Below are 16,195 nucleotides of genomic sequence, written 5' to 3'. Positions count from 1 at the left end.
TTTATGAAAAAGAGTTTATTAAGTATGTTTCTTTTGGGAACAATAGGTTTAGTACCCGCCCAAAACGTCGGGATAGATACATCAAACCCTACAAGAACATTGGATATTAATGGAAATTTGCGCGTAACAGATTTGCAAGACAAGTCAAATACTCCTGGTACAGACTTTCTACTGGCTGCCAATCGCCAAAATGGAAATGTTGACTATATCGATCTCAAATCCTTGCAGCAATCCAATAAAAATAATATGGAGGTTGCACGTTCTATATACAATGCAACCGCAGCCGATATTAGTAAAGAGTGTAGCTGTGGCGATATTGTTGTACGTTTTAATGGTCTTAAAGCTGAATTTAAGCTAAAAACAACAGACGTTTTTACAAGTAACAATGTTAATAGTTTTAATCTGTCTTACGGCATAAAAAAGTTTGCCGGGACTGCATACTCTTACGCTGATAAAACAGGTGTTAACTTCCAAACAACAACTCCTACAGGTGCAACCTATTACAATAAATTTCGAAATCTAGATGATAATGATTTTGGTAATAGTACAATAGGTATCTACACCTTAGTTTTGCCAAAACAAGCTAATCTTTACCGTATTACGCTAAGTCGTTTTAATAATACGTCAACTATAACTACTTTTGGTTTAATCTGTGAAAAATTCTACTTGCAAGATGCTTTATAAAAAAATATCAGGATTATTAATATTCAGTTTGTGTATCACGGCAAATGCTCAAGTTGGGATCAACACGACTACGCCTACAAGAACATTAGATGTTAATGGTGATCTTAGAGTGCGGCTACTAGAAGACAAAGCGGCAGACCCATTATACGACAAAGTGCTTGTAAAAGATGCTAATGGTAATATAGACTATTGGACAAGACAAGATGTTATGGATGCGATGGAAACTTTGTATGTGGTAAACAAAAAATTTACAGCTTCAAAAACAGGACCAGACCCCACTACCATTGTGCCTTGCGGTAAATTTGAGTTTAGATACAACACGCCAGTTATGCCACAATTGAGATTGGTCACAGCACCCACAGCTAACTTGACAGTTTATTATAACAGAATAAGAAAAAAGGACGGGACAACATCCTCTTTTGATGCGACTAATAGAAGCTTCAAGTCAAACCAATCTGTTAACCTAACAACAGCCAATGCATGGGTTGATATTGGGTCGGATGCTGTAGCTTTTAATAACAATACTTTGGATGAATATTACATCAGCTATCCCGGCGATAACAATATATATCGTGTTAGCTTTGTAACCAGAAACGCAGGTGGAGGCAATGTTAACTACACCATGGTTTGCGAAAAATTTTAAAATAGTTATTTAATTAAATAATTTGTGCTTTTATAAAGTCCCGAAGAACAATAGTTTCTAGGGACTTTATTTTTTTTTAAACTAATTACGAAAGCTAAAGTTTGGTTTTAGGATTTTAAAATCGTAAATTCGTAAAATTCTCGCGAAATATGATAAAGTATAGATTTCAATATCAAACTATCCATTGCCAAAGACTTATAGGTTCTTTGTCATATTTGCGTGATGATATATTCCTACAAAGTTCTAAAGAGTTTGTCCTCTAGACCCTGTCGTTAGCCGGGACAGGGGTATTTGGTGAACAATTTCTCAATTATTCAAAATTTATTCGATGTAAAAACGTATGCTACATTATAGTAGAATTTGGTATATCCGGTTTTTAAAATAATAACATTGAATAAAAAAAAATTAAAATTTAAAAATATGTTAGAACCTATCGTAGTAACAACCGGAATTTATGATGCCATCAAAGATCACGTCAGAAGAAAAAGAGTAACAAAACAAGAAGAAACACTTCTTTTAGAACAACTGAAACATGCAAAACAAGTTCTTCGTCGCGATTTGCCGAAAGATGTTGTAACGGTTAACAGAGTTATCACCATCAAAGACCATCAAGACAATACAGAGCAAGATTATATTTTGGTACCTACTACAAAAGCAAAAGTAAAGAAAAACAAACACTCAATTCTTTCAGAAATCGCTTTGGCAACTGTTGGTTACAAAGTTGGAGATATTATCGATTATCCTTTCCCAAGCGGCGAAAGAAAAATTGAAATTCTAAAAGTTGAGCCTTTCGAAGCTTAATATATCACACTGAAAATCCTGAGTTTTTACTTAGGATTTTTTGTTTTATTAAAACTTATTAAGATTTAATTAATTTTTAAATACTTTATTAAATTAATAATTTTCAATGCTTATTATTGCTAAATGTACTTGTAATAAAACTAAAAATAGTAAAATCGAAAAAAATTAATAACATAAAAATATTGTTTTCGCATTTAATTAAAAATATTATATTTGTAGAAAATGTATAAAGATGCAAGAGACTTTCATAGATACAGAAGAGCTTTCTTTTCAGGATTTTAAAAAAGAAATCCTAGCCAATTACAAATTAGCGAGAGTTTCTCGTGAGATGAGTTATCTAGGCAGGAGAGAAGTATTGACAGGTAAAGCCAAATTCGGAATTTTCGGCGATGGGAAAGAGCTTCCACAATTGGCAATGGCGCATGTTTTCCGTGATGGAGACTTCCGCTCGGGCTATTATAGAGATCAGACTTTTGCGATGGTAATCGGTGCTTTGTCTGTAGAAAGCTTTTTTGCACAACTTTATGCAGATACCAATGTTGATAGAGAGCCTGCGTCTGGCGGTCGCCAGATGAATGGTCACTACGCTACAAGAACCATCAACGAAGATGGCACTTGGAAAGATCTTACGAAGATGAAAAACATATCTTCGGACATTTCTCCTACAGCAGGGCAAATGCCAAGATTGTTGGGCTTAGCACAAGCTTCAACTTTTTATAAAGAAATAAAATTCGATGGTGTTGAGAAATTCTCAAACAATGGGAAAGAAGTTGCTTTCGGAACTATTGGCGATGCATCTACAGCAGAAGGTCATTTTTGGGAAACTCTTAATGCAGCTTGCGCTTTGCAAGTGCCGATGATTGTTTCCATCTGGGATGACGGCTATGGGATTTCGGTGCCAACAAAAAATCAAAGAGCTAAAGCCAATATTTCGGAAATGTTGTCTGGTTTCCAAAGACAAAATGATGAAAAACAAGGCTGCGAAATTATCCAGGTTAAAGCTTGGGATTATCCCGCATTGATGGATGCTTATGCCAAAGCAGAACATTTTGCAAGAGAAGAAAGCGTACCTGTTGTTGTCCACGTTATCGAAGTAACACAGCCACAAGGACATTCAACGTCGGGATCTCATGAGCGTTACAAAAATGAAGAACGTCTTAATTTTGAAACAGAGTTCGATTGTATATCAAAATTCCGTGAGTGGATAGAGACGTATTCATTCCAATTTGAGGAGGGTGGCGATGTCCAAATTATCGCAACCAAAGAAGAACTTGACCAAATAGATTCTGATGCTAAAAAAGAAGTGAAAGATGGTCAAAAGAAAGCTTGGGAAGCCTACCAAAATACAATTACAGAGCTCAAAAATAAAGCCTTACCATTGGTAGAAGCTTTAGCTCAAAATGCAGATATTTCTGATGCTATTACAAAGTTCAAAGCTTTGGTTAGTGTTGGGAAAAAAGACATCTTCCACCTTATGCGTCAGGCTTTATTGGCAACACGCGGAACTAATTCTTCTGAAAGACAAACGTTACAATCGCAATACGAGGCTTTATTTAATATTGAGAAAGATAATTATTCGTCTCATTTATATTCTCAATCTCAATGGAAAGCAACCAATATCCAAGAGGTTAAACCAATATATTCTGATGCTTCCGAAATGGTCGATGGTAGAATGGTGGTTCGTAATAATTTTGATAAAATTTTCGAAAAATACCCTCAAGCCATGATTTTCGGTGAAGACTCTGGAAACATTGGTGATGTTAACCAAGGCTTGGAAGGACTTCAGGAAAAATATGGCGCCCTTAGAATTGCCGATACAGGTATTCGCGAAGCAACAATTTTGGGACAAGGTATCGGATTGGCTATGCGTGGACTTCGTCCCATTGCAGAGATCCAATATTTAGATTATATTCTATATTGTTTACAAGGTATGAGCGATGATCTTGCGACGGTGCAATACCGTACCAAAGGTGGGCAAAAAGCACCAGTTATCATCAGAACGCGTGGACACAGACTAGAAGGCATTTGGCATTCTGGATCGCCAATGGCAGGAATTATTAATCTCGTAAAAGGAATTAATGTTTTGGTACCAAGAGATTTAACAAGAGCTGCAGGTTTCTACAATACAATGTTGCAAGCCGATGAGCCCGCTTTGATAGTTGAGTGTCTTAATGGATATCGTCTTAAAGAAAAACAACCAGATAACTTAGGCGAATTCACAGTCCCTGTTGGGAAAATAGAAGTAACAAAAGAGGGTAGCGATGTCACTTTGGTGACCTATGGTTCTACTTGGAGAATTGTGATGGAAGCTGCTAAAGAATTGGAAAAACTAGGCATTTCTGCGGAAGTTGTGGACATCCAATCTTTAATTCCGTTTGACTTATCTGGCGACATTGCAGAAAGTCTTAAAAAGACCAATCGCCTTGTAGTAATAGACGAAGATGTGGAAGGTGGAACTTCGGCCTTTATTCTTCAACAAGTTCTGGAAAAACAAAATGGATTCCGATATTTGGATTCTGCACCACTTTGTATTTCCGCGGAGAACCACAGACCTGCTTATGCAACGGATGGCGACTATTTCTCAAAACCATCTACAGATGACATGGTAGAAAAGATTTATGCTATGTTTAACGAAGTTAATCCCGCAAAGTATCCCGCAATTTATTAATATCAAGAAATAAAATCATATTGAAAGACCTATTTATTAGGTCTTTTTTAGGTTTAAACCAAACAAAAAACAACCTAACAGCCTAGCTCCAATGGACTGGAATTCCAATTAGATTTGTAGGCTATAAATAGCATATTCTCTATAGAAACTTGATATACTTTATCGAAGAAAAAATAAAGTGTTTGCAAATCAGTAATTTAGACTATCTTTGCAGCCGCTTAGAGATAATGAAAGTATGAAAAAAATTAACGAATTCAGAAAATTATTAGGTGTTGATAAAGAGGCATCGCTAAAAGATCTAAAAACGATTTACAGAAATGCCATGAAAGACACGCATCCTGATAAATTTGTTGATGATGAAGTAGGGAAGTTGGCTGCTGAAGAAAGCAGTAAAAACATTATTGAAGCCTATCATTATTTAGTAAGCATCAACCCAGAAACGCACGATAAAAATCTGGAAGAATACACGGAAACCATTAACAATTCTATTATACAAGATTTTTATTTAGAAAAGCAAATTCTGTACATTATTCACACAAACGGTGTAACCTACGAATATATGGGGATTTCTAGAAATCTTTATACCAAGATGATCAACTCCGACTCTCCTAGCCGTTTTGCGAGAAGACATATCTATGGAAAATTCACATTTAGAAAAGGATCTTCGGCGACAGTAGAAGCTTAAAATAGAATCGAATTCAACTAATCCTTTAGTTCAATTCATCAACTAAAATTTTAAAGAAAAAATTCCAATGTTGAAAGATGTTGGAATTATTTTTTTGATGCTACTTAAAACTGAAAATTTAATCTAGAACTTTATTTAAACTGTAAATCGTCAGCAAAAAGTAGCTTGATGTAGCTAGTTGGTGCATCATTTCTCCATACTATAATTTTGATGTGCTTTGGGCAACAAACTTGATGCTTGGGCAACAACTGTACATCAAATTTAATCAAAATAAAGCAATTGGGCAACAAAAAAGAGCAACATAGTTGCTCTTAAATATAACATTTATAGGTAGTTAACAAACAAAAGAAAGATAACTACTTCCCGATACAAAACTTAGAAAAAATATTGCCTAAAACCTCATCATTAGTAAACTCACCAGAGATTTCACCCAATTGTCCCAAAGCATTTCTCAATTCGTAGGCGAGCAGTTCGGTAGTGATTTGATGAGAAACCGCTTCTTCCACACGCATTACCGATTCCAAGGAGTTTTGCAAAGCTTCATAGTGACGTTGATTGGTAATCACCACACCGCCTTCTTGGGCTTTCAAACTTTCAACATAGGAGGATAAATCATTCTTTAAATCTTGAATATTTTGGTTTTCAACCGCAGATATGGTAATGAAATTAAATGGGAAATCAATTTCATTTCGGAACGCGGATTCCATACTCTCGTAAACCGAAGGGCTAACCTCGTCAATCTTCGTTGCGCAAACAATTACTTCTAAATCTTTTCGAATGAGGCTTTTCAGCATGTCGAAATCTTCGGTAAAATCTCCAGTTGCAGCATCCACCAAATACACCAAAACCTCGGCCTTACTTACTTTTTCCTTGGCTTTTTGCACACCAATAGCTTCAATTTCATCTTCGGTTTCGCGCAAGCCCGCGGTGTCAATCAATCGGAAGGCATGTCCTTTAATATGCAGAATTTCCTCAATGGTATCTCTTGTCGTTCCCGCAATATTGCTCACAATCGCACGTTCTTCTTTCAACAATGCATTCAGTAGGGTAGATTTCCCGGCATTAGGTTTCCCGATAATGGCAACGGCGGTTCCGTTTTTGATGGCATTTCCGTATTGGAAGCTATCAATTAAGGATTTTAATTTAATCTGAATCTTCTTTATCAAACCTACCAAAGCGGTTCTATCAGCAAATTCCACGTCTTCTTCAGCAAAATCGAGTTCGAGTTCAATAAGAGAAGTGAAGTTCAGCAAATCATTTCTCAGTACAGAAATTTCCTGTGTGATTCCACCTTTTAATTGATTCAGAGCCACTTTTCGGGAAGCTTCATTTTCAGAAGCAATCAGGTCGGCAATAGATTCGGCTTGGGAAAGATCTATTCTGCCATTCATAAATGCACGCATGGTAAACTCACCAGCTTTCGCCATTCTTGCACCATTTTTTATCAAGACTTCTAAAATTCTTTTGCCAATATGCGGTGAGCCATGAAAGGAAATTTCCACAGAATTCTCTGTAGTAAAAGTCTTCGGTGCATGAAAAACCGAAACCATAACCTCGTCGATCGTTTCGGTTTCATCTTTAATAAACCCATAATGTACAGTATGAGAGGCTACTTTTTCTACATTTTTACCTTCAAAAACTTTATTAACGATTTCAAAAGTTTTTTCTCCAGAAACCCTAATGATCCCGATCGCGCCCATTCCATTGGCAGTAGCTAAAGCGCAAATTGTGTCCTGATTCATGTCGCAAATTTACGGCTTTTTTGTGCATATTGAGCTTAGTGTAAATTCCAAGTTTTTATATAGGATGTTTTGTAAATAATGGCTAGGTTTTTAGAAGTTCTAAATTTTAAAAGAAATAAAAAAAATGACGAGAAGAATCCCGCCGTTTGTATTAATTGCACTCTGCAAACAATTATTTAATAATCATTTTTACAGTATAAAGTTTGTTAGAATGTACTTTCATAATATAAGTCCCTTTTGGAAGACTTTGATTAATGATAGAGTAGTTGAGGGCATGAATATTTTTTGAGGTATAGAATAAACTTCCTGTCATGTCATAACTATCAATTTGGTCAATAGGATATTTAGATTTTAAGAAGGTTTTTTCACCTTATTTTGCAGGATTAGGATAGACTTGTAGCTCGTTGTTATGGGCATCTGGTGCTGCAGTTCCTAAGGTGCTATCATACATTTCGAACTGGATACGCTTAGAAACTTCGCTGTAAGAATCATTGGTGAAAATTACAATGAAATAATCTCCAACTTCTTTTGGCATATTCTCCGTTGGAATTTCGATGCTTCCGTTGGTTTTACCATCATAATAGGTATAGCTAGGATTATCTCCTTCATGATAAATCTTAGAAATATGTTAATTTAATTAGAAGAGAAAAAAATATGACTTCAAATTTTTAATTCATAAAAACTACAAAATCCATTTCCAAAACAAGATTTTTAAAAGATTTAAGGACTGATAATTATCAATTGAATAAAAGACTTTTAACTCTTTTATTCGGTATTTAGTTTTTATATTTGCTGAATAATAACATGCTCTTGAGAACAGAAATACAATAAGCCGATGTTAAATCTAAACTTTTGGATTAGAATAAGTCTTTTTAACTTCTTTTTAGTTTCGCTTTTAGGAACTTTAATGAGGTATAATTTTGTGTTTTCTCTTCCAGGTTTTACACATAAATTTATGCAGGAATCGCATTCGCATTTTGCTTTTTACGGCTGGGTTTCCTCGTGTATTTACATTTTTGTTGCCAATTATATCCAGAAGAATAAACCTGATTTCAACAAGATTAAATATCAATTTTTAATGATATCTAATCAAATTGGTTCCTACGGAATGTTGTTTTCGTTTTTATACGGTGGATATTATTGGTTGTCTATCGTTTTTTCTGCGATTGCTTTGTTTACGGGCTTTGCGTATTGTTTGTTTGTATGGAAGGACACTAAAACCATTAAAGACTCTGCAATTATTTGGTTAAAATATGCAGCATTTTTTGCGGTTTTTTCTGCCATCGGAATTTTTGGTCTTGCTTATTTTTCGTCCAAAAAAGAAGCCTTTGAAGAAATTTATAGAGCTTCTAGTTATTTCTATTTGCATTATCAGTACAACGGATTTTTCCTTTTTTCCTGCATTGGAATTTTATGGATAAGCCTTCGGAAATATGGCTTTGAAATTTCTAAAAGAGACAACAAAACTACTTTTATTCTTCTTTTTTTAGGAACTTTTTTGGGTTACGGACTCTCTGTATTATGGATGAAATCTGCACAGAATTGGTTTCTCCCAATGGGAATAGTGGGAATTATTCAACTTTTTGGCGCTGTAAAAATTTACAAAATCGTAGCGCAACAATGGAAAAATATTTCTGCAACTATGAAAACTGAGAGTAAACTTCTTTTAAAAATTGTAGGAATCACTTTTTTGTTAAAATTTGTATTACAAGGTCTTTCTGCCATTCCAGAAATTGGCGTTTTGGCATTTAACAATATTAATATCGTAATTGCCTATTTGCATCTGGTTTTATTAGTAGGCGTAAGTCTATTTTTAATTTGGAAAATAAGGGAGTTTCAGGAAAATAAAGATAGAAAATTCTTTAAGTTTGGACTTTATATTTTAGTTTTCGTGGTTATTTCTAATGAAATTATTTTAATATTATCAAGTCTTTTTTCTGTTATTTATATTCCTTTTTCTTTTGCAAAATATGGACTGTTATTGGTTTCAGGTTTTATTTCAATGGGAATTCTAATGATTTTATTCAATTCAAAAGTTGAAAATTTAGAATAAAAAATTCTGAACTCTTACCATCAAAATCCTTTGCGAACTTAATAATAGTTTGCTTTTAAAACACTTTACGACTTTGCGTTAAAATTTAGAATTATAATTAAAAACGGATAATAAAATTAAACAAAGAGCAATGCAATCTCCTTCAATTTTTCAGCAGGTTTTGAGGCTATAAAAACATCAAAATTCATTTCTAAAGCTTCTTCAAAATGAGTTTTCATCTGTTGATAAGTCAATGTTTTTGGACTTTCGTTTAAAAGTTGGATGAAGTTAATCAACCATTCTGCAATTTCTTTCTCCATACGGATTTCCACAGCATCTTGTTTGGTATGAATGCTTAACATTGCATTTTCGTAAGTGATGCCTTTTTTTGTTTTTGTGGTGATGTTCAATTGCGGAATTCCACCCAGCCAAACGACTTTCTGATTGGGTTTGTGACCAGAAAAAGTTTCATTATTTAAAACATCTTCAATATAAAATTTCGGAATCGTTGTTCTTGGAATTTTAAAATCAAACCATTCCTGCAAAGGCAGTTCAAATCCTACACCATGCAAATAATTGAACAAAGATTTCTTCAAACCAAACGAAAATTGCGTATGATCTAAGCCTGATTTTTCCTCGTGCAGCATATCATTATTTGCAAAAGTTCCCAGTTCTGTACTGTGATTGATGACTTTGTAATAATCCGGATTCATACCCACCGGACTGTGAGCCGTCATCGCAAATTGATGCCAAAAACCAGATTGCAAAATCCCGATTTCAAATAACTGACGAACCATTTCTAGGCTATCAATAGTTTCTTGGGTAGTTTGCGTCGGAAATCCGTACATCAAATAGGCGTGAATCATAATGCCAGCTTCGGTGAAATTTCGGTTTACAATCGCTACCTGATCCACGGTTACACCTTTATCAATGAGTTTTAACAATCGATCCGAAGCCACTTCCAAACCTCCAGAAACCGCAATACAACCCGAAGCTTTCAACAATCTACACAAATCATAGGTGAAACTTTTCTCAAAACGAATATTCGTCCACCAAGTTACGGTGAGTTTTCGGCGGAGAATTTCCAAAGCTACTTCACGCATCAAAGCGGGTGGAGCAGCTTCATCCACAAAATGAAAACCTGTATTTTGAGTGGTTTTTATCAGTTCCTCCATTCTGTCAACAATTTGTTGAGCAGCAATAGGTTCGTAAATTTTAATATAATCTAAAGAAATGTCGCAAAACGTACATTTTCCCCAATAGCAACCGTGCGCCATCGTCAGTTTATTCCAACGGCCATCGCTCCAAAGTCGGTGCATCGGATTCACCACTTCAATCACAGAAATGTATTCATTCAATCTTAAATCCGAATAATCGGGCGTTCCAACTTCTGAGAATTTATAATCCCGAATTTCAGGATTGTTAATGTAAACCACTTCATTATTTTGAAGGATAAATGTTCTTTTTAAATCTGAAATTTCGGCTTCGTTATAGATGAATTTTAGGAGCTGTTCCGTGGGTGCTTCGCCATCATCCAACATAATGAAATCAAAGAATTCAAACACGCGAACATCGCTCAAAGAACGCAATTCTGTATTCGGAAAACCTCCGCCCATGCTGATTTTTATGTTGGGATAATTGGTTTTTATGTATTGCGCACAACGAAAAGCCGAATATAAATTTCCAGGAAAAGGCACGGAAAATCCAATGATTTTGGGTAGCGTTTTTTGAATCAGTTTTTCTAATTCGGAAAGCGTGATTTTATCAATATAAGTGGGTTTATTTTGAAGTTCATTGTACAACTCATCAAAAGAATGGGCTGATCTTCCCAAACGTTCTGCATATCGACTAAAACCGAAATTTTCGTCTACAGCTTCAATAATTAAATCCGATAAATCTTCTAAATATAAAGTGGCAAAATGCTTGGCTTTATCCTGAAAAGACATCGCTCCAAAAGCCCAATCCAAATCCTCCAATTGAGAAAATCTTGAAGCTTCGGGCAAATATCCCTCTTGAACAATAGAATCCGCCAACGTTGAATTTTTGCCTTGCAGAAAGTGAATAACGGGATCAATGCTGGAAATATAATCGTCTTTCAACATCAACATGCGTTGAGCATTTTCGCCCAATTCTACATTTTGATGCTCAATAAAATCAAATAAATCCGTTAAACCTTGCTTGGAAAACAGCTTTAATATAACATCCAATCCCAAATCCGACTGAAATATTTGGTAGGACAAAGTATTCAGAAACCCCTTTAAATAGACCGTTCCGGGATATGGTGTGTTGAGTTGCGTAAAAGGAGGCGTAATTAAAAGTAAATCGGTTTGCAAGGTTTTTTTATTTGCTGCAAAAATACGAGGTTTTTTAGAGAAACGCTTTCTTCGTTTTATTTTGAAATTAATGTTTTAAAAAGAAGCATCGTTTTTAAGAATTAAAATGATGAAATGCGATAAAAAAAACCTCGCTAAGGAGGTTTTATGTTTTTTAATCCAGCGGTTTTCGTCCGGAAATAATGTTAAAAAGAACGACAATAACGGCAATCACCAATAGAATGTGAATTAAATAACCCGTACTTATTCCAGGAATTACGCCTATCATACCCAGCAGCCAAACGATAATACAAATGACAGCTACGGTCCATAAAATGCTTCTCATAATGCTAAGTTTTAAATATTATTATGCATTTTAATACATATATCATGCCTTAATTTGAATTAAAGTCATTTAATTGCTTTATTAATTGTCAATAAGTTAAATTTTATGTCTTATTTTAATGTGTGAAATAATTAAATGTGATTAGTTTTAAGTAAATATCATTCAAAGGCTTATGTTTCCTTTTCTTTTTTCCTAATGTAAAATTTTATAAAGCGAATTCTAATGAGTTTTCGTTAATTTTGTTGGCATGAGAACAGCCATTCTAAGTATTTTTATCCTTTTGGGATTGCAAGCCAACGCACAGGAAGTAGAAATTAAAAATTTAGAAAAACACATTTATTATCTTGCAGACGATGCTATGAAAGGTCGCGGAACAGGAAGCAAACAAAATAAAAAAGCTGCAAAATATATTGCTAAACATTTCAAAAAATACCAATTAGACGCTTTAGGAACAACAGCTTATTACCAAAATTTTAAAGCAAAAGTTCGAAAAGTAAAAGTAACAGACAGCATTCGTGAGGCGAGAAATGTGGTTGGTTTTTTGAATAACAATGCTGAGAAAACCATCGTGATTGGCGCACATTACGATCATATTGGCGAAGGAAAACAAGGCAGCTCCCGCGCAGAAAATAGTTACGGAATTATTCATAATGGTGCGGATGATAATGCTTCTGGCGTGGCTGGCTTATTAGAATTGGCGCGTATTTATTCTCAAAACAAAGAAAAAGAGCCTGTTAATTTTTTGTTCATCGCTTTTGGTGCCGAGGAATTAGGCTTGGTAGGTTCGCGCTATTTTGTGAACAATCCGACTTATGATTTAAGCAAAATTCAGTGGATGCTGAATATGGATATGATTGGCAGACTGAACAAAGAAACCGGCGTTTCCATTATTGGTTATGGGACTTCGCCTGCTTTCGAAACGATTTTTAAAGAAATTCAGCCAGAAAATTTTGTAAAATTTTATACGGGCTACGAGGGTAGAGGCGGCTCGGACCAAACCTCATTTTATGAGAAAGAAATTCCTGTGTTGTTTTTTCATACAGGCGGACACGACGATTATCATAAACCGACAGATGATGCTGAAAAAGTAGATTATGCTTCGTTGAAAGATATTTTAAATTTAGAAAAAGCGGTTATTGAAAGTAGTTTTAAACAACATGAAATGCCGTTTAGAAATACCGACCAAAACAAATAATGAATCCTATTACGGTTCTTCATATTGACCAATTTCAGCAGCTAGATTCCAACATCGAGTTCTATGGTAACACTTTGCAGAATCATCTCAAAGAAAGTCATAAACATATTGAACGAGCGCATCGCCACAACTTTTACTTGGTGGTTTATTTTACCCAAGGTTCGGGCAGTCATGATATCGATTTTAATACGTATGACGTGAAGTCGGGCAGTCTTTTTTTCATGTCGCCAGGCCAAGTGCACAGTTGGCAATTGTCGGTAGATATAGAAGGTTATATTTTCTTTTTTTCTCAGTCTTTTTTCGATTTGTATTTTGCAGATCTTAAAGCGAAAGATTTTCCGTTTTTCGGATCGATTGGTTTTCCGAGATTACTGCAAATTTCCGATACTGATTTTTCAGAAATGAAGCATTATTTTGAAGCCATTTGGAGAGAACATCAGGACACTAAAATTTTAAAAAACCACATGATTCGGAATTTGGTTTCCAGTGTTTTGATTAGGTCTTCACGATTGTTTTTAGAGCAAGAAAAAACATTCTCAAGACAAAACTCGCTTTCGTATCTCACAAGGCTCCATGATTTTGAAAATCTAGTGGACCAACATTTTATTTCCGAAAAAACAGTTCAGTTTTATGCGGATCAATTACAAATTTCTACGAAACATTTGAACCGAATTTCGCAATCTATTCTGGGCGTTAAAGCTTCCGAAATTATTTCAAAAAGAACAATTTTGGAAGCCAAACGTATGTTGGTGTATTTGGATGAAAGCCTCGTGGATATTGCATTTCGTCTAGGTTTTTCAGAATATCCGTACTTCACCAGATTTTTTAAAAAACAAACTGGACTTACACCTTCCGAATTTTTAATGCTAAACCGGAAGCATTAATTTTTGTTACAAAACTAATTTGAAAGGCCCTTCAAATATGGTTTTGTAGGACGTTATCATTGTTCCGTTTTGGTCAAAAACACCAATTTCAATTTCTTGTTTGCTAAGTTTCATCTCATTTTCTGGGAAAACAACTTGTAAATCGCCTTTTTTAATCTCGTTTTTCTTTAACAGAATGGGAGATTTTTCATACAAATTAATCTTAGCATCTTGGGAGCTTAAAACTTTAAAATTTAATTTTAAATCTCCGTTGGATTTATTGATAATCGTGTAGGTAAAAGAATTTCGGATTTCATTATTCTGAATGATAAAACTAGAGCCTGGGACTTTTAGAAACTTGGCTTCCATAAGACCTCTGTCGTTTAATAAATATCCCAAAAATCCAATTAATACGAATAATGCGATGGCTGTCGCCTTCATTCTGGCAGTGAATTTAAACTTGGTTTGGGTTTCAATTTCCTGTTCTGTGGCATATCTTATTAAACCTTTTGGAAGTCCCACTTTTAGCATGATTTCGTCGCAGGCATCAATACACGCAGTACAGTTGATGCATTCTAGCTGTTGTCCGTTTCGGATGTCAATTCCTGTAGGACAAACCACCACACATTGATTACAATCGATACAATCGCCTTTTGAAGCTGCTGCTCTGTCTTCTCCATTTCTCCATTTTGCACGATTTTCTCCACGTTTAAAATCGTAATAAACATTAATAGTCTGCTTATCAACCAATACGCCTTGAAGCCTTCCGTAAGGGCAAATAAGTGTACAAACCTGCTCGCGCAACCACGCAAAAACGAAATAAAAAAGTGTCGTGAAAACGAGCATCACGATGAAGTTGACAGGGTATTCCAACGGACCAGCTTTCATGATTTTCCAAACCTCGGAAGGACCTACGATATACATGAACATAACGTGCGAAATCAACAATGAAATAAAAGCGAAAATACCCCATTTGATGAGTTTTTTTCTAATTTTTTCAGCGTTCCAATCTTGTTTGTCAAGTTTAATTTGTTTGTTGCGGTCGCCTTCAATCCAATATTCAATTTTTCGGAAAAGCATTTCCATAAACAAGGTTTGGGGGCACAACCATCCGCAAAATATTCTACCAAAAACAATGGTGAAAACCATTACAAAAATCACCGATGTTACTGCGCCCAATCCGAAAATAAAAAAGTCTTGAACGTAGAACGCTTGACCAAAAATAAAAAATTCTCGATCTAAAATATTAAATCTAAAAAACGGATTGCCATTCAGTTTCAAAAAAGGGACAATTAAAAATAAGGCAAGAAGAACATAACTCGTATAACTTCTGTAGTTGGTGTATTTGCCTTTTGGTTTTCGTGGAAATACCCATTTGCGCTTTCCGTCTTTTGTTGCGGTGGCGACAGAGTCCCGAAAATCTTTGTTTTCTAGTATATTGTTGGGTTGGTTTTGGTTGCTCATCTTCAATCGTAAATTTGTGATTTAGAAGTGCAAATTTCCAAAGAATTACTATTAAAAGATAATATTATAGTTGTATAAAATTGGACAAAACGGACATTTTGATGTTTTTAAATGAATTGAAATATGATATTTTGCAGGTATTAGGCTTTATTTTGATGAGAAAGAATTTCCACTATATTTTATTTATTAATTTTTACTTTTTCGGTAACTATTTTTTTCTTCTCATAACTTAATAAAAATATGGTGGAAATGTTAATATGCACACTGTAAAAAAAGGACTTCAAATTCCGTTATCGAAAAGAGATTTTAAATAAAAGAATTGCTCAGTATTTATAAATTAAAATAGTTAGTCTACACTAAAATTGGTAATAATGTAATATACAGACCAAGCTGCAAAAAGTAGAATGATTACCCATACCCATACAGGAATCAGGCGTGGATTTTCGCTGCCTTTGATAATGAAACTTTGCTTTTTGCCTGTGTCGTAAGCGTTGAGCATTAGTGGAATAATACCGTTGACAGTTTCTTTGTCGGATAAGCCTTCTATGTTGATGATGGGCCCATTTTTAACTATGAAAGGAATGGTTTTAAGACCTTCTTTTTTGCCGTATTTGCTCACGATTTTTAAGACATGTTCGCCATCTGTTAACTTGGTTGTGTCCAGATTGAAGACGATAGGCGTCTGCAATTCTGCAATAGGATTCACTTCATCGTCTATAAACAAAATGACAAGGGCATTATGTTGGCTATTATTTTCCAT

General features: G+C 34.9%; 15 protein-coding genes. 8 read left to right on the top strand and 7 right to left on the bottom strand.

The annotated features are described in order from the left end of the window. Positions 1-3: 3 nt before the first annotated feature. The 5 genes from ACVFVN_RS04305 to ACVFVN_RS04285 all read left to right on the top strand — a co-directional run bounded on the left by ACVFVN_RS04305 (position 4) and on the right by ACVFVN_RS04285 (position 5,481). Positions 4-684 (top strand): hypothetical protein, encoded by a 681-nt coding sequence (locus ACVFVN_RS04305; protein WP_456234333.1) that lies wholly within the window; start codon positions 4-6, stop codon positions 682-684. Next, positions 674-1,327 (top strand): hypothetical protein, encoded by a 654-nt coding sequence (locus ACVFVN_RS04300; RefSeq protein ID WP_165131878.1) that lies wholly within the window; start codon positions 674-676, stop codon positions 1,325-1,327. Before ACVFVN_RS04305 ends, ACVFVN_RS04300 begins: the two co-directional genes overlap by 11 nt. A 420-nt stretch (positions 1,328-1,747) precedes the next feature. Continuing rightward, complete coding sequence (locus ACVFVN_RS04295; protein WP_456234332.1) at positions 1,748-2,128, top strand: GreA/GreB family elongation factor; 381 nt, start codon at positions 1,748-1,750, stop codon at positions 2,126-2,128. A gap of 232 nt (positions 2,129-2,360) precedes the next feature. Further along, the gene (locus ACVFVN_RS04290; protein ID WP_456234331.1) at positions 2,361-4,796 is read left to right on the top strand and encodes an alpha-ketoacid dehydrogenase subunit alpha/beta; all 2,436 of its coding nucleotides are present in this window, start codon (positions 2,361-2,363) and stop codon (positions 4,794-4,796) included. A gap of 235 nt (positions 4,797-5,031) precedes the next feature. Further along, positions 5,032-5,481, top strand: a complete 450-nt coding sequence (locus ACVFVN_RS04285; protein ID WP_456234330.1) for a KTSC domain-containing protein — start codon at positions 5,032-5,034, stop codon at positions 5,479-5,481. 356 nt (positions 5,482-5,837) lie between these two features. On the opposite strand, the gene mnmE is transcribed toward ACVFVN_RS04285, so the two are convergent. The 3 genes from mnmE to ACVFVN_RS04270 all read right to left on the bottom strand — a co-directional run bounded on the left by mnmE (position 5,838) and on the right by ACVFVN_RS04270 (position 7,758). Beyond that, positions 5,838-7,223, bottom strand: a complete 1,386-nt coding sequence (gene mnmE / locus ACVFVN_RS04280; RefSeq protein ID WP_456234329.1) for a tRNA uridine-5-carboxymethylaminomethyl(34) synthesis GTPase MnmE — start codon at positions 7,221-7,223, stop codon at positions 5,838-5,840. A gap of 172 nt (positions 7,224-7,395) precedes the next feature. Beyond that, complete coding sequence (locus ACVFVN_RS04275) at positions 7,396-7,536, bottom strand: T9SS type A sorting domain-containing protein (protein WP_419311154.1); 141 nt, start codon at positions 7,534-7,536, stop codon at positions 7,396-7,398. A gap of 57 nt (positions 7,537-7,593) precedes the next feature. Next, a complete protein-coding gene (locus ACVFVN_RS04270) occupies positions 7,594-7,758 on the bottom strand; it encodes a hypothetical protein (protein WP_456234328.1) in 165 nt (54 codons plus the stop codon). Between the two features lie 543 nt (positions 7,759-8,301). Between ACVFVN_RS04270 and ACVFVN_RS04265 the strand changes: the two genes are divergently transcribed. Then, positions 8,302-9,276, top strand: coding sequence for a hypothetical protein (locus ACVFVN_RS04265; protein ID WP_456234327.1), 975 nt, complete (start codon positions 8,302-8,304; stop codon positions 9,274-9,276). 116 nt (positions 9,277-9,392) lie between these two features. Here ACVFVN_RS04265 and ACVFVN_RS04260 read toward each other — a convergent pair whose 3' ends face one another. Both ACVFVN_RS04260 and ACVFVN_RS04255 read right to left on the bottom strand, forming a co-directional pair. Then, positions 9,393-11,588, bottom strand: a complete 2,196-nt coding sequence (locus tag ACVFVN_RS04260) for a B12-binding domain-containing radical SAM protein (protein WP_456234326.1) — start codon at positions 11,586-11,588, stop codon at positions 9,393-9,395. Between the two features lie 154 nt (positions 11,589-11,742). Continuing rightward, the gene (locus ACVFVN_RS04255; RefSeq protein WP_165131815.1) at positions 11,743-11,913 is read right to left on the bottom strand and encodes a lmo0937 family membrane protein; all 171 of its coding nucleotides are present in this window, start codon (positions 11,911-11,913) and stop codon (positions 11,743-11,745) included. 247 nt (positions 11,914-12,160) lie between these two features. Here ACVFVN_RS04255 and ACVFVN_RS04250 point away from each other — a divergent pair, with 247 nt between their 5' ends. Continuing rightward, entirely contained in the window at positions 12,161-13,108 is a 948-nt protein-coding gene (locus ACVFVN_RS04250) for a M20/M25/M40 family metallo-hydrolase (protein WP_456234325.1), read from the top strand. After that, a complete protein-coding gene (locus ACVFVN_RS04245; protein ID WP_456234324.1) occupies positions 13,108-13,992 on the top strand; it encodes an AraC family transcriptional regulator in 885 nt (294 codons plus the stop codon). Before ACVFVN_RS04250 ends, ACVFVN_RS04245 begins: the two co-directional genes overlap by 1 nt. Positions 13,993-13,998: 6 nt before the next feature. Here the strand turns inward: ACVFVN_RS04245 and ccoG are convergent, their stop codons facing one another. Together ccoG and ACVFVN_RS04235 are read right to left on the bottom strand one after the other, a co-directional pair. Then, on the bottom strand, positions 13,999-15,435 hold the full coding sequence (ccoG, locus tag ACVFVN_RS04240) for a cytochrome c oxidase accessory protein CcoG (protein ID WP_456234323.1): 1,437 nt from the start codon (positions 15,433-15,435) through the stop codon (positions 13,999-14,001). 346 nt (positions 15,436-15,781) lie between these two features. After that, positions 15,782-16,195 (bottom strand): cytochrome C, encoded by a 414-nt coding sequence (locus tag ACVFVN_RS04235; protein ID WP_456234322.1) that lies wholly within the window; start codon positions 16,193-16,195, stop codon positions 15,782-15,784.

Source organism: Soonwooa purpurea (assembly GCF_053891095.1).
Note: the sequence above shows the minus strand (reverse complement) of the source record. Positions and strands in the feature narration are given on the sequence as shown.